At 61.9% G+C, this 15,910-nt stretch carries 16 protein-coding genes; 14 read left to right on the forward strand and 2 right to left on the reverse strand.

The annotated features are described in order from the left end of the window. Positions 1-494 precede the first annotated feature (494 nt). Together E4Q23_RS08925 and E4Q23_RS08930 are read left to right on the forward strand one after the other, a co-directional pair. Positions 495-1,712, forward strand: a complete 1,218-nt coding sequence (locus E4Q23_RS08925) for a toxic anion resistance protein (RefSeq protein WP_169066317.1) — start codon at positions 495-497, stop codon at positions 1,710-1,712. A gap of 212 nt (positions 1,713-1,924) precedes the next feature. After that, the gene (locus E4Q23_RS08930) at positions 1,925-2,398 is read left to right on the forward strand and encodes a YiaA/YiaB family inner membrane protein (protein WP_169066318.1); all 474 of its coding nucleotides are present in this window, start codon (positions 1,925-1,927) and stop codon (positions 2,396-2,398) included. Between the two features lie 93 nt (positions 2,399-2,491). Here the strand turns inward: E4Q23_RS08930 and E4Q23_RS08935 are convergent, their stop codons facing one another. Beyond that, positions 2,492-3,232: a hypothetical protein gene (locus E4Q23_RS08935; protein WP_169066319.1), complete on the reverse strand. Its 741-nt coding sequence runs from the start codon at positions 3,230-3,232 to the stop codon at positions 2,492-2,494. Between the two features lie 431 nt (positions 3,233-3,663). Here E4Q23_RS08935 and E4Q23_RS08940 point away from each other — a divergent pair, with 431 nt between their 5' ends. The 11 genes from E4Q23_RS08940 to trmB all read left to right on the forward strand — a co-directional run bounded on the left by E4Q23_RS08940 (position 3,664) and on the right by trmB (position 14,144). Next, on the forward strand, positions 3,664-3,981 hold the full coding sequence (locus E4Q23_RS08940) for a hypothetical protein (RefSeq protein ID WP_169066320.1): 318 nt from the start codon (positions 3,664-3,666) through the stop codon (positions 3,979-3,981). Positions 3,982-4,190: 209 nt separating this feature from the next. Further along, entirely contained in the window at positions 4,191-5,894 is a 1,704-nt protein-coding gene (locus E4Q23_RS08945; protein WP_169066321.1) for a DUF1538 domain-containing protein, read from the forward strand. After that, entirely contained in the window at positions 5,891-6,280 is a 390-nt protein-coding gene (locus tag E4Q23_RS08950) for a P-II family nitrogen regulator (RefSeq protein WP_169066322.1), read from the forward strand. The genes E4Q23_RS08945 and E4Q23_RS08950 overlap by 4 nt, the downstream gene beginning before the upstream one ends. Further along, the gene (locus E4Q23_RS08955) at positions 6,277-6,612 is read left to right on the forward strand and encodes a hypothetical protein (RefSeq protein ID WP_169066323.1); all 336 of its coding nucleotides are present in this window, start codon (positions 6,277-6,279) and stop codon (positions 6,610-6,612) included. The genes E4Q23_RS08950 and E4Q23_RS08955 overlap by 4 nt, the downstream gene beginning before the upstream one ends. Before the next feature lie 315 nt (positions 6,613-6,927). After that, positions 6,928-7,422 carry a YajQ family cyclic di-GMP-binding protein gene (locus tag E4Q23_RS08960; protein WP_169066324.1) on the forward strand — a complete coding sequence of 165 codons (495 nt, stop codon included), beginning with the start codon at positions 6,928-6,930 and terminating at the stop codon, positions 7,420-7,422. Positions 7,423-7,755: 333 nt separating this feature from the next. Beyond that, positions 7,756-10,764 carry a DEAD/DEAH box helicase gene (locus tag E4Q23_RS24820; protein WP_336511644.1) on the forward strand — a complete coding sequence of 1,003 codons (3,009 nt, stop codon included), beginning with the start codon at positions 7,756-7,758 and terminating at the stop codon, positions 10,762-10,764. Between the two features lie 7 nt (positions 10,765-10,771). Then, positions 10,772-11,164, forward strand: coding sequence for a GtrA family protein (locus tag E4Q23_RS08970; RefSeq protein ID WP_169066326.1), 393 nt, complete (start codon positions 10,772-10,774; stop codon positions 11,162-11,164). An 85-nt stretch (positions 11,165-11,249) separates the two neighbouring features. Then, positions 11,250-12,302, forward strand: coding sequence for a glycosyltransferase family 2 protein (locus E4Q23_RS08975; protein WP_169066327.1), 1,053 nt, complete (start codon positions 11,250-11,252; stop codon positions 12,300-12,302). A 60-nt stretch (positions 12,303-12,362) separates the two neighbouring features. Next, positions 12,363-12,563, forward strand: a complete 201-nt coding sequence (gene thiS / locus E4Q23_RS08980; RefSeq protein ID WP_169066328.1) for a sulfur carrier protein ThiS — start codon at positions 12,363-12,365, stop codon at positions 12,561-12,563. A gap of 25 nt (positions 12,564-12,588) precedes the next feature. After that, positions 12,589-13,383 (forward strand): thiazole synthase, encoded by a 795-nt coding sequence (locus tag E4Q23_RS08985; RefSeq protein WP_169066329.1) that lies wholly within the window; start codon positions 12,589-12,591, stop codon positions 13,381-13,383. 2 nt (positions 13,384-13,385) lie between these two features. Next, positions 13,386-14,144: a tRNA (guanosine(46)-N7)-methyltransferase TrmB gene (trmB, locus tag E4Q23_RS08990; RefSeq protein ID WP_169066330.1), complete on the forward strand. Its 759-nt coding sequence runs from the start codon at positions 13,386-13,388 to the stop codon at positions 14,142-14,144. On the opposite strand, the gene E4Q23_RS08995 is transcribed toward trmB, so the two are convergent. Then, positions 14,103-14,633, reverse strand: coding sequence for an energy transducer TonB (locus E4Q23_RS08995; protein ID WP_169066331.1), 531 nt, complete (start codon positions 14,631-14,633; stop codon positions 14,103-14,105). The genes trmB and E4Q23_RS08995 overlap by 42 nt on opposite strands. Before the next feature lie 77 nt (positions 14,634-14,710). Here E4Q23_RS08995 and E4Q23_RS09000 point away from each other — a divergent pair, with 77 nt between their 5' ends. Next, positions 14,711-15,892: an ankyrin repeat domain-containing protein gene (locus tag E4Q23_RS09000; RefSeq protein WP_169066332.1), complete on the forward strand. Its 1,182-nt coding sequence runs from the start codon at positions 14,711-14,713 to the stop codon at positions 15,890-15,892. Positions 15,893-15,910: the final 18 nt, after the last annotated feature.

Below are 15,910 nucleotides of genomic sequence, written 5' to 3' on the forward strand. Positions count from 1 at the left end.
TTGCGCGACTTTCACATTAACGGTCATGACAACGTGGAGACCACCCCAAATCATGAAAGTCATGACCGTTTCCCTCTTCCCCCTGCCCCTTCTCCCGCAAGGGAGAAGGGAGTTTCGTGAGTCGCTGGCGCGACTTTCACATTAAACGAGAATCGACGACAGCAGGAGGCTTATCAGACCGTCGAAGCCGTGTGGCGTTATCGGAATTGCGACGGGATGGGCATCTTCCCTGAGTCGCCATCCGCACTTCCCCCTAACCGACGCTTCGCCTGCAGGGCGACCACGGATATTGCCAGGGCATGTTTCGGCGTGACGGCAGTGGGGGAACGAATTCGCCGTGGCTGTGGGTTTCGAGTTGCGCTTGGGGGTGGCTTCGAAGGAAAACTGATATCATGCCAAGCGGATTGCATCGGCCAGGTCCCCCTGTCAGGGACCTGCTTCCGGTTTTGGCGGTGCCCGATGGTTCACGATTTTCCCTTTGTGGAGACCGGCAGATGGTTGCTTCGACGAGTGGGTCCGAAACCTCTAAAACGGACGAGCCGGGATTCGTTCTGACGCCGCCGGAACCGATCAAGCTGGTCGATGAACAACGCGCCTCGCAGGCAACGTCCTTGCCGGCGGAACTCGCGGACGCGGTCGATGCTCAGGTCGAGCGTTTCATCAGTGCCTTGCTCAGCGAAGATGTGCACAGCGACGCGTTCCGGGCAAAGGTCGACTCGGCGTTCCGCCTGGGCAGAGAAGAAATCGCCGCGACCGCACATTTGATGAGCGGACGCTTCATGGCGCGCAACATGGTCGGTATGGAGGATTCGACCGCATTCAAGGCGATCAGCGAAATGCGCCGGCATCTTGACGAGCTTGACCCCGGCAAGGAAGGCGATTTGCTTTCGCAGAACAAGCTGCTCGGAATGATTCCCTACGGCGACAAGCTGAAAGCCTATTTCCGCAGATTCCAGAGTGCCAGTCAGCAGCTGCAGACCGCCATGCGCCAGATCTACGCGGCCCGGGACGACCTGCAGCGCGACGGTATCGACATCGATGCTACGCGGGTCAGCTTATGGGAAGCCATGCAGCATCTGAAGGCTTCGATACGTTTTGCCGAACAGCTTGACGGCCGCTTGGCAGAGAAAGTTGCCGCGGCCAGAAGCAGCGATCCGGAGCGCGCCAAGGCGCTGGAGCAGGAAGTTCTCTACTCTGCGCGGCAGAATCTGCAGGACATGCTCACCCAGATGGCCGTTTGTGTGAACGGCTATCTGGCCATGGATGTGCTCAAGAAGACTTGCCGCGAGTTGATCAACGGTTGCGAGCGGGTTGCCACCACGGGCCTGTCGGCACTGGCCGTGGCGCAGACGGTGGCGCGCGCTACGGGCAATCAGGTCAAGGTCATGGACATGCTTTCCGGCGTGAACAGCACCATCGAGAACATGATTGTCGAAACCGGCAAACAATTGAATAACCATGTCGAACGTAGCGCGGCGTTCGGTGGCAGCCCGCTGCTGGGGATCGAGAAACTCAAGGAAATGTTCGCCCTGACGTTCAAGGCGATGGATACGATGGACAACTTCCGCAGTCGAGCGCTCGAGGTGATGGGTCAGAACAATGCTGTCATGCGCGACCAGTTGGCCAAAGCGCAGACTTACCTGGACAAGTCACGCCAGGAGCAAATCCGCGCGCTGGGTAGCCCTGGCCTGGAAGGGCCGGTCAGGCTGTAGAAGATTTCGTCGCCCTTGCACTCGTCGGTGGTCTTGATAAGGCGATTTCTGTCAAATAACATACCACCTTGCTTGTCTTTTCGCCCGCCTTCTGTGTTGCGACAACAGTTACATAGTTCGACTATGCGCCCGTTGTCGCGCCTTGAAGCCGACCGAAAATCCGGCGCAATCTGATACGTTCTTTTCCGGCAACCGCCTAAGGGGAAACACAAATGACGCAGCACTACCTGATTCGGCGTGACACCTCGGCCTGGAATTTGCAGGTCTGGCTATCCTTCTCGATTGCCGCTTTGGCCTGTGCGATCGGCGTATGGAGCATGCCCAGCGAAGAGCTCGATCGCGCTTTTCTGGCCATCGGCCTGTTCTTTTGTCTCTTTTCAGCATTTACGCTGGCCAAGATGATCCGCGACAATCGCGACGAGCGTGTCGATACCACCCCCTGGATCATGACCGTGTGGATCGGCTTCCTCGTCGCCGTCGTGCTCACTGCCTGGGGCCTCTTTCGGATGAAAATTGGCACCTGGGAAAAGAGCTACATGGTTGTCAGCTGGCTGTTTCTGGTCAGCGCCGCCTTCACCCTTGCCAAGTTGGTTCGTGACAAGCAGGAAGCCGATATTCTCGAATCGTCGAGCACGGAGAAGGCCTTGTTGTTTGCCGACGATCAAGCGCCTGCGGTGGAACGATAGACGCCGTCTCATCGCCAGACGGGTGCCGGCCTGGCGACGCTTCCTGAAACAGTGGGATGCGACTAGCGCTTGCTGTTGATGAAGGTCTCGTGGTTAGCCAGTTTGCGAACTTCGTCTGCCGCGGCAAGCTCGAGCACCTTTCGCAAGCGGCCATGCAGGACATCCAGCTGATTCTGTAGCGATTCCTCGGGCGTTTTTTTCGCCCGGCCTGACGCTCAGGCCCTTGCTGGCATCGCGCACGGACAGATAGTGCCGGCACATATCGGGGAGGTAGCGGGCGATGACCTCTCTGACAAAAAACTGCTCTTCGACGGGTACGACCAGGGCTTTTTGCTCGTTCGCCAGCACATCGACCGCTCTCGCCAGCGTTTCTTTCAGGCCCGCAAGGGATCGCGCTGCATCATGCGGAAGTCTGGGGGCTACCTGGGCGAGAAAGGTATCCAGCTTGGCGGCGTCTTTGCTGATGTCCGCCGCTTTTCCGGAACGTCCGCGGCGTGCCGCTCTGGCACGCATCACCAGCCCTAGGCCGCCAGCAAAGGAGACGATCGCCAGTCCGGCAAGCGGCAGGCTTGCCTGCACGGTGGCAAGGAGACCTCCCAGCACGCCGATGGCCATGGCGATCAGTCCGGGAATCGACAGGAGTGCCGGCCGCAGGCCTCTACCGGCGTCGGCTTCGCGGTCAATCGCGGTCGCCAGAGGACGCCCGACAGTCCGTCGCTGTTGCGTGCGCAGCAGACGCTCGGTGACTGCCGCCCCATACGCCGCCGGCTTGGCAGTTCTTGCGCTACCCCGCTTCGGCAAGCTGCCGCTGACCCATTTCTTCTGATCTGCCATAAAGTCTTCTTGCGATTAGGCAACTGGCGAATCTGCCTCCCCGCATGCCTGGGATCGGGTGAGTGAAGCCGTCAAGGCGTGGGTGAGCGTGGCTTGTTGCGCCACCCATTGTATTTCGTCTGGCCGTGAACTCAAGCTGCTGGCAGCGGCGGCGTTTGGCCAGCCCTGAAGCATGGGCTGCGAAACCGGCCGCGGTCGGGCGTCGGCGGTGAGCGGTGGCTGGCTCGCCTCTATGGGGGTGAGCCAGGCGAGGCGCTCGGCATGAACTTGGCGATTGTGTATAGTGTTTCGATTGTCGCCATCATGGCCAGTCTTATTCTTGGAGTCTGCTTTGAATTTCCTGTGCCTGCTTAATGTGAAAGTCGCGCAAGCGACTCACAAACCTCCCTTCTCCCTCGCGGGAGAAGGGTCGGGGAAGAGGAAAAACGGTCATGACTTTCATGATCTGGGGTGTTTCGATTGTCATGACCGTTAGCAAGTCGAGGCCCAGCCGCGCGCTGCTGCTGGTCCTCCTGCTCTCGAGTTGCTCGGATAGCCGGCTCTTGAGCTATGGTGACGATACCAACTTTCTGCTCTTCGATCACCCGAACTCGGAAAAGGCCATCGCGGACGTTCGGGCCCGCGCCGAAAGTCTGTGCGCTCAGCGCAAGCAGCTGGCTGTCAAGACGGAGAGCGTCTGTTCGCTTAGCAGTTGTACGACGAGCTATCAGTGCTCGAGCAAGGCGGACGTTGTCAAGGACGCGCTTTGAGCGACAGTCGCGGCCGGGCGCCTTGCCTGAGGGCAGGGATGAGCGTGCTATTGCACTGCAAATGGCGGGGAACAGTCATGACCGGCAGCAGCAGGGCCGTCTCGACTTGTCATGACCGTTGGGACTTTCGCCCCAGGACCTTGGTGAGGAACGCCTGGCCGGGAACGTGATCCCTTCTTCTATGGTAGATTGGCGTGGGAGGAAGAACATTGGCAGAACGCAAGTTACGCTACGGCGTCTATCTTGGCGCCGTGCAGCGTCACAAGCGACAGATCAGCTTCGCTGCGCTTCTCGACGCCGAGCGCTTACGGCCCAAACGTCCCCCGCTGCGGGCCATCGATCTGCACCGTTTGCTGACGCCCTACGTTTCGGTGCGCTTCAGCGAGCAACTGCGTGCAGTCGTGCCGCTGGCTCTGATGCTGATCGGTTTTCAGGCCCTCGCGCTGCGCACTTCCTTGCTCGACGCCGACTCCGTAGCGCTCGGCATCCTGGCGGTGATCATCGGTCTGATGTTCTTCATGGAAGGGGTCAAGATCGGCTTGATGCCCCTCGCCGAGAACGTCGGCTTCCAGATGCCGGGCAAGACGAACCCGGCTGTTCTGCTCTCTTTCAGCCTGCTGCTGGGTGTTGCGGCGACTTTTGCCGAACCGGCCATCGGGGCGCTACAGGCTGCGGCCAGTTCCATTTCTCCCGAGCGTTCACCGTGGCTGCGCCAGCTGCTCGGTCCCTACTCCCACTGGCTGGTTCTGGCCATTGCCGGCGGGGTCGGCCTGGCGGTGAGCATCGGGATGCTGCGCACGATGTTCGGTTGGAAGCTCAAGACGATGATCTTGCTGATCATGCCGCTGACTCTCGGGCTGACCGCCTGGTGCGCCCAGCAGCCCGAACTGGCGTCGATCATCGGTCTTGCCTGGGACTGCGGCGCGGTGACTACCGGCCCGGTTACCGTGCCCCTGGTGCTGGCGGTCGGGGTCGGTGTGGCGGCCTCGACGGGGCGTAGCGATAACCCGTTGTCGGGTTTCGGGATCGTCACTCTGGCGTCGATTTTCCCGATTCTTGCCGTGCTCACTACGGCGATCTATCTGACCAGTCAGGGTCCGGGGGCGATGCTGCCCATTCAGCCACCGGCACTTGGTGGCTGGTACAAGGAGACCCCTTTCGCCGAGATTATCGGCGCGCTGCGCGCCATCGTGCCGCTGGTTCTGCTGCTGGTGCTTGTCCAGACGCGCTTGCTGGGCCAGAAGATTCGTCAGCGCGACATCTTTATCTATGGCATTTCGATGGCCGTGGCGGGCATGTTGCTGTTCAATCTTGGTTTGACCGAGGGGCTGGTGGCGCTCGGCGAACAGGCCGGCAACAATGTTCCCTGGGCGTTCTCTGAAAATCGGGAAACCGGCGCGCCGCCGCTTTATCCTTTCGCGTTGGGCATTGGCTTGACCCTCGCTTTTGCTTTCGCCATCGGCTTCGGCGCAACCGTGGCCGAGCCGGCGCTAAACGCCATGGGCATGACGGTCGAGAACCTCACCGACGGGGCATTCCGCAAACGCATGCTGATTCATGCCGTTGCTGCCGGGGTTGGCGTGGGAGCCGCGCTGGGCGTTGCCCGCATCCTCTTCCACCTGCCGGTGTGGATGCTGCTGCTCGGCGGTTATTCGATTGCCCTGGCATTGACCGTCGTTTCGCGCGAAGAGATCGTCAACCTCGCCTGGGACAGCGCCGGCGTCACCACCGGTCCGGTGACCGTGCCCTTGCTGCTGGCACTCGGCATCGGCCTCGGCGAAGTGGTCGGGGCCGCCGAAGGCTTTGGCATTCTCGCCATGTGTTCGGTCGGCCCGATCATTTCGGTTCTGGGGACTGGCCTGTGGATCGACATGAAGACTCGCGGACGCAAGAGAAGGAGCAAGAAAGCATGAGCAAGAAAACAAATGAGCTGATTGTCCTCACGGATGTGATGTTGATCACCGTCGTCGTCCAGCGGGGTGTTGCCGACCAGGTGGTCCAGGTCGCCGTTGAAGCCGGGGCGCAGGGGGCGACCGTTTTTCATGCGCACGGTAGCGGCGTTCGCCAGAAGCATCTCGGCATCCTCGGGCTGACGGTGAATACCGAAAAGGAGATCATCTATATCGTGGTGCCGTCGGAGCAGGCGGACACCATGTTCGAACGTATCTTCGTCTCGGCAAAGATGGACACACCGGGCATGGGCATCCTGTGGATGACCCGACTCGACAAGATGTCCACCTATGTGCCACACGATGTGGCGGCCCGCTTTGGCGTACACACGGAGCGCGCGGCAGGATGAGTGTCCTGGCGCACATCGGCTACGGAGTCGAGAAGAAGCTGATCACGGCGATTGTCGTCAGCGGCCAAGGCATGAAGCTGACCAAGCTGGTGGAGAACGAGCCGGGCGTGTTGTCGGTCAGTCATCACCATGCGCGTGGCACGGGTCGCCGGCAGCCCGGTTCGCTTCTCTGGACCGAGCGCGATGTGGTGATGGTGCTGGTCGAGGCGCCGCAGTCCGACGACATTTTCGCGCAGATCTTCCTGGCTGGCGAGCTCGGCGAGCCGAATCAGGGCATCATCTTCATGGAGGCCGTGTGCCGCGGCCATCCGATGATGCCGTTTGACGTTTGAGCGGGGTCGCAGATCCGCGCGCTTGTTCTTGAGGGTCGCGAAAACCCAGCTCCCCAGGTCGTCAAGGCCGCCTAGCCGGCAAATGATCGGGCATTCCTGAGCGCGCTGGCCTGCTTTCGCAAGCGCTGGCCTCTTTTTGCTACTATCGGTCTGGCTTGAGCCTCGGCCCTGCCTTGCTCGCCGGCAAGGTCAGGACGAAAATGCCATCAGCCTCTTCGCCGACGCTTGGCCGCTCACGGTGCGACGTGTGGCGTGCTGACCGAATCACCCGGGTGACGGGCTCGATTGTCAAAACCTCTCTCGACAGGACTTTACATGCCTTCATTTGATTTTTCTTCGGAAGCCGATATGGCGGCTTTGCACAACGCGATAGACGTCACCAAGCGGGCTATCGACAATCGTTACGACTTCAAGGCGACCAGTGCCAAAGTCGAGCTGAACGAGAAAGACAAGCTGATCACGCTGCACGGCGATTCCGATTTTCAGCTCGACCAGATCAAGGATCTGCTCTTTCCAGCCATGGAAAAGAAAGAAAAGGAGAGCACCAAGCGACTGGACGCCCAGGCGGTACAACAGATCTCGGGCAACAAGGTCAAGCAGGAGCTGAAGATCAAGATCGGCATCGAGTCCGATTTGGCGAAGAAGATCGTCAAGCTGATCAAGGATTCAAAACTCAAGGTGCAGGCATCGATTCAGGGCGATGCGGTACGCGTCAGCGCTGCCAAACGCGACGAACTGCAGGCCTGTATCGCGATGGTGACCAAGGCGATCACCGATTTTCCGATCAAATACGGCAATTTCCGCGACTGATTGGCAATTCGCAAGATCGCCAGGTCGCTTGCACGTGTACTTCGGCTGCTGTGCCCGGGCTGTTCGCGGGGCGCCGCGGCAAGCGCGGGCGCTCTCTGGCCCGCAGCGGCGAATCCCTTCTGCAGCGCATTCTTGCCGCAACTCGAGCCTCGGTTGTGCTACCCTAGCTGGTTCTCGTTCGCACCAGAAACGCGCTGTTTGGCGTTTTGAAACCGCGGACAGCCGATGACTCTTGTGTTGCGAGTCCAGATTTGAAAGCTCTTCCGATCCGTTTGCAGCGTCGATGCATTTTTCGACCGCGCAGCAGTGCTTCCTGCCGGCATGGCCTTGCACGTGTATAAGCCCGGCGACGCGCCGGTGCCGGCAGAGCAAGCCCAGCGCAGCGTTTTTTCCTGGACCGAGGAGTTGCGCCAGGTGACGATGGCGGTCAGCAAGAAGGACCGCAGTCCAGCAGCCAATCGCCAGCGCCTCTTCTATCTCTTGCAGTGGACCACCGACGCACGTGGTTTCGGGGTTACGGTCAACAAAGGTCGCGATCCGGAAAGCGCCGAGGAACTGTGGAGCCTGGATCGTGCGCTGAGCAAGCCGCCGCGTTTCGTCAGTGACGAAGATCGTGTGATTCTGCGCCTCCTGTGGGCCGAGCGCTCTTTCGATACCGGCCTGCGCGCTTTTGGCCTTGGACCCGCGCACGGCAGTGAGGTGCTGCAACTGATGGCCGAGACTGGCCGTTTGTGCCGCAAGGATGACTTTTCCAGCCTTACCCTGGCGGTGGTGCGTCCGGCCGTGGTCAGTTGGCTGGTCAATGAGCAGGGGCGCCGGGTGCCGCTGCTCACTCCCGAGCCGGAGGAATGCCTGGTCATTCCCTTGCCGACACCGTGGTACATCGACCTCGAGCGGAGACTGATCGGGCCGTTGCAGGTGGATGGCAATCCGGCCGTCGTGGCGCGCCTGTTCTCCTTGCCACCCCTGTCGGCCATGGCCGCCGCGCTGGTTGGCGAGGCCTTGAGCGAACCGGCGCGTGAATTGCCCACTGCCGCCGAGACGGCCAGTGTCAATCTGCGCAGCATCGTTGCCGAACCGCTTCCGGTGCTCCGCCTGCAGACTCTGAACACCCACGGCAACCGCAGTTGGCGAGACTACGCTGCGACGTTCAGCGGTGGCACTTTCGACGTCGCCTTGCCGGTTTTCCGTTACGCCGATGTCGAGGTGAAACCTGACGATACGCGCGATTTCTCGATTCTGGCGAGCGGCGAGATGGTTCGCATCGAGCGTCAGCGCGCGCGCGAAGAGCGGTGGATGGACGAGTCGACCGCCTGCGGTCTCGAGAAGATTCCGGGCTACGTGCTGCAGACCTTCGGCAGGCCGCCGGACAATGCCTATGGACTGGCCGTTGAGAGCCTGTGGTCATCTTTCATGCACGACGAGCTGCCGCGTCTGCGCCGTGCCGGCTGGCAGATCGAGTTCGCCGACGATTTTCGCCATCGCCAACTCGAAGTCGAGGCCTGGGATGCAGACCTCATCGAGTCGGAAAATGGCTGGTTCGACCTGGACATGGGCATCTTCGTTGAGGGCGAACGCCTGCCGCTGGCGCCGCTGCTCGCCGCACTCTTTCGCCGTGACGGGCGTTGGCTGGAGGCCACGCAGCTGGCGGAAATTGCCGATGCCGAGATGATTGAGCTGGTGACGCCGACCGGGCAGCGCGTGCGGGCACCGGCCTGGCGCTTGAAACCGCTGGCGGCGACGCTGATCGATCTTTTCGACGGTTTTTCCGGCGGCACATCCCTGCGCCTGTCGCGTTTCGATGCCCCGCGTCTGGCGGAGCTCAACGATAGCAGTCGCTGGGAGTTCCGGGGGCAGCGCGATGTCCTGGCGCTGGCCGATCAGCTGAGCGCAGCGCAGGGCATTGCGCATATCGATCCGCCCGCTGGCCTGGGTCTCGAATTGCGCCACTACCAGACCGAAGGGGTCGCCTGGCTGCAATTTCTGCGCGTCCAGAACCTTTCCGGAATTCTTGCCGACGACATGGGTCTCGGCAAAACCGCGCAGACACTGGCGCACCTGTTGCTCGAAAAGGAGGCTGGGCGGCTCGATCGCCCGGCCTTGATCGTCCTGCCGACCTCCTTGATCTTCAACTGGAAAAACGAAGCGGCGCGTTTTGCGCCCGGCCTGTCGATCCTCTCGCTGCATGGTCCCGAACGCAAGAGCCACTTTGCCCAGATCGCTCAACACGACGTCGTGCTGACCACCTACCCGCTGCTCTGGCGTGACGCCGGGCAACTGACCAAACACCGCTACCATCTGCTGATTCTCGACGAGGCGCAAACTGTCAAGAACGCGCGCAGTCAGGGAGCCGAGGTGGTGCGCAAGATTATCACTCGGCATCGCCTGTGCCTGACCGGTACGCCCCTGGAAAACCACCTCGGCGAGCTCTGGAGTCAGTTCGATTTCCTGCTGCCGGGTTTTCTCGGCAGCAACCAGAACTTCACCAAGTATTGGCGCACGCCGATCGAAAAGCAGGGCGACGAGGAGCGGCGTGACCTGCTCTCGCGCCGCCTGCGGCCCTTCATCCTGCGCCGCAAGAAAGAGGAGGTGGCGCGCGAGCTGCCGCCGAAAACGATCATCGTGCGCAGGGTCGAACTCGCTGGCAGCCAGCGCGACCTGTACGAAACAGTACGCGTGGCGATGGACGAGAAAGTGCGTGTGGAAATCGCCAGCAAGGGTTTCAACCGCAGCCAGATCGTCATTCTCGACGCGCTGCTGAAGTTGCGCCAGGTCTGTTGCGATCCACGCCTGGTCAAGGCCAAGGCCGCGCAGAAAGTCAAGGAGCGCGCCAAGCTCGATCTGTTGATGACCATGCTCCCCGAGCAGGTCGAAGAGGGCCGGCGGATTCTGCTCTTCTCGCAGTTCACCAGCATGCTGGCGCTGATCGAACAAGAACTCCAGCTGGCCGGCATTGACTACGTTCTGCTCACCGGCGATACCAAGGATCGCGAAGCGCAGATCAGCCGTTTTCAGGCCGGCGACGTGCCGGTTTTCCTGATCAGCCTGAAGACCGGGGGGGTCGGACTCAATTTGACCGCTGCCGATACCGTTATCCACTACGATCCCTGGTGGAACCCGGCGGTGGAGAATCAGGCCACTGATCGCGCCCATCGTCTCGGCCAGGACAAGCCGGTTTTCGTCTACAAGTTGATTATCGCCGGCAGCATCGAGGAGAAGATCCTTGCCCTGCAGGAACGCAAGGCTGCTCTTGCGGCGAGCATTCTTGCCGCAGACAGCAGCGTGCGCGCCAAGTTTGGCAGCGAGGACATCGCCGCGCTCTTTGCGCCGCTCCCCAGCTGAGGCCTCGTTGTCGCCGCGGCTACTGCAGCAGTTTCTCTCCTTCGCCCTGATTGGTCTGCTTGGCACGGCTGCTCATTTCCTCGTTCTTTTCGTCCTCGTTTCACAGCTTGACTTCGGCCCGCTGCCCGCGTCGAGCGTGGGTGCCGTGACTGGCGCCCTGGTCAATTACGGGCTCAACTACCGGCTCACCTTCCGCAGCCGAAAAAAACACCACGATGCGCTCCCAAAATTCATGCTCGTGGCCACCGCGGGCTGGTTGCTGAATGGCCTGCTCATGGCTATCCTGTTGTCCCGACTCGACATTCACTATCTGCTGGTGCAAGTCATCGTTACCAGTCTGGTTCTGGTCTGGAACTTCCTCGCCAACCGCTTCTGGACGTTCAGAGCGCGCGCTGGCTAGCGCATCCGGGGCCGCTGCTCCTGGAAGTCAGTGCCGAGCGAAAGCGAGGTATTTCTTTTCGATTGAACATACGCAGGTGCCACCGATGACCAGAGGACCCGCGGCGAGCGCGGATTCGCCAGCCACGCTTGCGCAACGAAGCAGACTCAGCCCGCGCGCGGATGATGCCCTGCCCAGCATTTCGATTGTTGCGCCTGCCTATAACGAGCAGGAAGTAATCGTTGAGTTTCATCGGCGCGTCAGCGAGAACCTGCGTGCCATTGGTGCTCCCTACGAGCTGGTGCTGGTCAACGACGGAAGCAGTGACCAGACGCTGGCGCTGATGCACGCCTTGCAGGCAGACGACCCGCAGGTGATGGTGGTCGACCTGTCGCGGAACTTCGGCAAGGAGATCGCGCTCAGTGCCGGCCTCGATCATTGCAGTGGCGAGGTGGTGGTCGTTCTCGATGCCGACCTGCAGGACCCCCCGGAACTGATTCCGGAAATGCTCGAGGGTTGGCGCGAGGGCTACGACGTCATCTACGGCGTGCGTAGCGACCGTGAGGGAGAAAGCTGGCTGAAGAAAACTACCGCGCAGCTCTTCTATCGTCTTATTGGTAGCGTCAGTCGTGTCGAGATTCCCCGCGACACCGGTGATTTTCGTTTGATGACCCGGCGGGTGGTGCGCGAACTTTCGCGGCTGCGTGAGGAACATCGCTTCATGAAGGGGCTGTTCGCCTGGGTCGGCTTTCCCTCGCGGCCGCTCATTTATCGTCGTAGCCCGCGTCTGGCCGGGGTCACCAAATGGAATTACTGGAAGCTTTGGAACCTCGCTCTCGAGGGGATTACCTCCTTCACCATCGCGCCGTTGAAAATTGCCAGCTACCTGGGCATTTCGGTTGCTTTCCTGTCCTTGTTGTACGCTGCCTTCGTGATCTGGAAGACCTTGATGTACGGTGACCCGGTTCGCGGTTACCCCTCGCTGCTGGTGGCGGTGCTCTTCCTTGGCGGTGTGCAGCTGATCGCGGTCGGCGTTCTTGGCGAGTACATTGGACGGATCTTCAACGAGGTCAAGGGACGCCCGCTGTATCTGGTCAATCGTATCCTCCCGTCGCACTTGCATACGACGATGGCAGCTGCAGCGAGGGACTCGAGTTGAGTGCTGGGCAAGGGGTGTTGGCCGGGTGACAGGCTTGCGGCGTGATAAGATTGCGGCTCTATGGAACTCGTGATCAATGGCGAAAGCCGCCAATTTCCCTCGCCGCTTACGGTTGCTGAACTGGTCGCCGCGCTGAACCACGCCGGCAAGCGGATCGCCGTCGAACGCAACGGCGACATCGTAGCGCGCGGTCGTCACGCCGAAACGGCGCTGGCTGACGGTGATCGTATCGAGATCGTCGTGGCCGTCGGCGGTGGCTGAGCCTCATTCGGAAAGACAAGGACGCATGCACGCATCTCCCCATAGCCTGACGATTGCCGGCAAGACCTATCGTTCGCGTCTGCTCGTCGGCACCGGCAAGTACCAGGATTTCGCCGCGACGCGGGCGGCGATCGATGCCTCCGGCGCGGAGATCGTCACCGTCGCCATCCGGCGCACCAACATCGGCCAGAACGCCGCTGAGCCGAACCTGCTCGATGCCCTGCCGCCCTCGCAGTTCACCATCCTGCCCAACACCGCCGGCTGCTACACCGCCGATGACGCGGTGCGCACTCTGCGTCTGGCGCGCGAACTGCTTGATGGGCATCCCTTGTGCAAGCTGGAAGTCCTTGGCGATCCGGGCAATCTGTTCCCGAACATGCCGGAAACGCTCAAGGCGGCGGCAACGCTGGTCAAGGAAGGCTTTGCGGTGATGGTTTACTGCGCCGACGACCCGATTCAGGCGAAGATGCTCGAGGAAATAGGTTGCGTCGCGGTGATGCCGCTGGCTTCGCTGATCGGCTCGGGGATGGGCATCGTCAATCCCTGGAATCTGCGCCTGATCATCGACCAGGCCAAGGTGCCGGTGCTGGTCGATGCCGGGGTCGGTACCGCTTCCGACGCGGCGATAGCCATGGAACTGGGTTGCGACGGCGTGCTGATGAACACCGCCATCGCCCACGCCCGTGATCCGCTGCTGATGGCCAGCGCCATGAAGAAGGCCGTCGAGGCCGGGCGCGAGGCTTTTCTCGCCGGGCGCATGGCGCGCAAGTTCTACTCGGCCGATCCCTCGTCGCCGACGACCGGTCTGATCGGTTCCTAGGCATGGCCGATCAGCAGGCCGATGGCAGCGTCGATCGGCCCGGACATATCCGTAGTTTCGTGCTTCGCCAGGGGCGTGTCTCGGCCGCCCAGCAGCGCTACCGTGAGGCGATGATGGGCCGCATCGGCGTTCCCTACGTCGCCGCACGTGTCGATCTCGATGCCCTCTTCGGGCGCTCGGCACCACAGATCCTGGAAATTGGTTTCGGCATGGGCGAGACTTCGGCGACCATTGCCGCCCACCATCCGGAACAGGATTATCTGGGCATCGAAGTGCACACGCCTGGCGTCGGCAGCCTGTGCAAGCTGGTTGCCGAGATGGGCCTGGCCAATCAGCGCATTATTCAGCACGACGCGGTCGAAGTGCTACGCGAGATGATCGCGCCGGCGACGCTGGCCGGCATTCACATTTTCTTTCCCGACCCCTGGCCGAAGAAGCGCCACCACAAGCGACGCCTGCTGCAGCCGGCGCTGGTCAGACTCCTGGCCAGCCGCTTGCGTCCGGGTGGCTACCTGCACAGTGCAACCGATTGGCAGGACTATGCAGAGCAGATGCTGCTCGTGCTCTCGTCCGAGGCGCTGCTCGAAAACACCGCGCCGGGGTTTGCGCCGCGCCCGGACTATCGCCCGCAAACCAAGTTCGAGCAGCGTGGCCTGCGGCTGGGGCACGGCGTCTGGGATCTGGTTTTTCGGCGGCGGCCCGAGGCCGTTCAGCCGGCTTCATTCAAGGCGGAAAATGACCGGCAGAATCAGCTCGCGTGAGTACGCCCAGTTCACCTTGCCCATCGCCCAGGCCGCTCTTTCGGCTGCCTTGTCGAGGATCGCGTGGCCGCTGCTGACGCCGACATGGACATCCGTGATGCTGCCGTTGTCGCTGACGGTGAGGATCAGGCGGACTTCGCCTTCGATGCCGCGGGCGACGGCTTCCTCCGGGTAGTAAAGGTGTTCCGAAAGCTTGCGTTGCGCCGCTTCGACTTCGTGCCTGGTGCTTGCCTTGGTCGTCGGCGGGCGGCGTGGGGTCGGCACTTTCGGGGGCGGCGGCGGTTTGACGACGGGCGGGGATTCGGTGCTCGCCAGGGTATTCTTCAACAGCGGTTCGGCGCTGACCTGCGGCGGCTTGACCGGCAGGCGTAACATCGCTTGCAGTATCGGTGGTGGCGGCGCTGGGCTGCGCTTGAACGCTTCCGGAAGGAGCAGGCTGGCGTGCAGGGCGAGCGACAGGGCGAGGGCAAGAATCAGGCGGGGCGGCATGGGCTTGCCATTGTGAACCAAAAAGCGTGCAACGGAACAGACAGAACCGCGCTGTCGGGTCCGCAGGGAGAAGGCGAGTGAGGTACTTCGAGAGTTGCTTTGGTTGCACCGTCGGCAGATGGCTGTTGCTGGTTTGCTGCTTGCTGGCTGGGACGGCCTCGGCGCAGATGTCGACCGCAAGCCCGGACCCGATCACTTTCGGTTTTGCGGTCGAACGCGGCGACTTGCGTACCGTGACCCGTTGGCTCGACGAAGGCCTGGACCCGGAGTACCAGGCCGCGCATATTGGCACGGGTTTGATGGTCGCCGCCTGGTATGGCCACATCGAGATGATGGCCCTGTTCGTCGAACGCGGCGCCGACGTGCGGCGCAGCAACCGCAACGGCGAGCAGGCACTGCAATTGGCCGCCTGGGGCGGGCATCTCGAGGCAATGCGCTGGCTCCTGGAGCACGGCGCGCCACTCGAACGCCAGGGCAACCATTGGGGGGCGCTGCATTACGCGGTATTCAACGGCCACCAGCAGCTGGTCGAGGACCTGATCGCGCGCGGGGCCAACGTCAACGCACTTTCACCGAACCTGTCGACGCCGCTGATCCTGGCTGCGCGCGAAGGCCGCGACGAAGTGGCACGGCGGCTGCTCGAATCGGGGGCTGATGCCACGGCCAGGAACGACTGGGGTGACAGCGCCCTGACGATGGCCATGCGCTACGACCATCTGCGCCTGGCGAAAATGATTTCGTCACCGGAGGAGTTCGAAATTGCGGTCAAGGCGCCGAAGGAGAGTTTTGGTGAAGCCGTCCGTTCGGCCGCCGTTCCCCCCGAGATTGACGTCATCCTCAAGGAGATTCGCGCTGCCGAAGCCGAAGGCAGGTCGAGTGTAGACCTGCACAAACAACTCCTGGCGACCACCAGGGCCCTGCGCAGTGCCAGCAACGCCAGCCCCAGGCCGGCGGTACAGAAAGCGATGCCGCGTCCCTACATGCCGCCGTCGATGGTCATTACCGCCCGGCGTGGCCGGCCGGGCGCCGAGCGTGCGCAACTGATGGTCGAAGGCCAAGCTGCCGGGCAGGGCGTCGCGGCAACGCCTGCCGGCACAGGCAAGGCGGCGAGTCCCGCCGCTTTGCCGTCGCCAGCACAGAGCGCGGCTGCGGCGCAGGTGTCGGACTTGTTGCGCCAGATTCGCCTCGCCGAGGCGCAGGGACAAGCCGCTGACGACCTCCGGCAGCAGCTTTACCAGGCGGTCCAAGGGATGCAGTAATCAGTAAGCTGGTTTCTC

This window comes from Candidatus Accumulibacter phosphatis, assembly GCF_012939955.1.
Classification (GTDB): domain Bacteria; phylum Pseudomonadota; class Gammaproteobacteria; order Burkholderiales; family Rhodocyclaceae; genus Accumulibacter; species Accumulibacter delftensis.

Excerpts from the sequence above, each read along its gene's own strand:
- thiS (WP_169066328.1), top strand. The coding sequence starts at position 12,363 with ATGGAACTCGTGATCAATGGCGAAAGCCGCCAATTTCCCTCGCCGCTT.
- E4Q23_RS08975 (WP_169066327.1), top strand. The coding sequence starts at position 11,250 with ATGACCAGAGGACCCGCGGCGAGCGCGGATTCGCCAGCCACGCTTGCG.
- trmB (WP_169066330.1), top strand. The coding sequence starts at position 13,386 with ATGGCCGATCAGCAGGCCGATGGCAGCGTCGATCGGCCCGGACATATC.
- E4Q23_RS08940 (WP_169066320.1), top strand. The coding sequence starts at position 3,664 with ATGACTTTCATGATCTGGGGTGTTTCGATTGTCATGACCGTTAGCAAG.
- E4Q23_RS08935 (WP_169066319.1), bottom strand. The coding sequence starts at position 3,232 with ATGGCAGATCAGAAGAAATGGGTCAGCGGCAGCTTGCCGAAGCGGGGT.
- E4Q23_RS08930 (WP_169066318.1), top strand. The coding sequence starts at position 1,925 with ATGACGCAGCACTACCTGATTCGGCGTGACACCTCGGCCTGGAATTTG.
- E4Q23_RS08925 (WP_169066317.1), top strand. The coding sequence starts at position 495 with ATGGTTGCTTCGACGAGTGGGTCCGAAACCTCTAAAACGGACGAGCCG.
- E4Q23_RS08950 (WP_169066322.1), top strand. The coding sequence starts at position 5,891 with ATGAGCAAGAAAACAAATGAGCTGATTGTCCTCACGGATGTGATGTTG.
- E4Q23_RS08995 (WP_169066331.1), bottom strand. The coding sequence starts at position 14,633 with ATGCCGCCCCGCCTGATTCTTGCCCTCGCCCTGTCGCTCGCCCTGCAC.
- E4Q23_RS08955 (WP_169066323.1), top strand. The coding sequence starts at position 6,277 with ATGAGTGTCCTGGCGCACATCGGCTACGGAGTCGAGAAGAAGCTGATC.
- E4Q23_RS08960 (WP_169066324.1), top strand. The coding sequence starts at position 6,928 with ATGCCTTCATTTGATTTTTCTTCGGAAGCCGATATGGCGGCTTTGCAC.
- E4Q23_RS08985 (WP_169066329.1), top strand. The coding sequence starts at position 12,589 with ATGCACGCATCTCCCCATAGCCTGACGATTGCCGGCAAGACCTATCGT.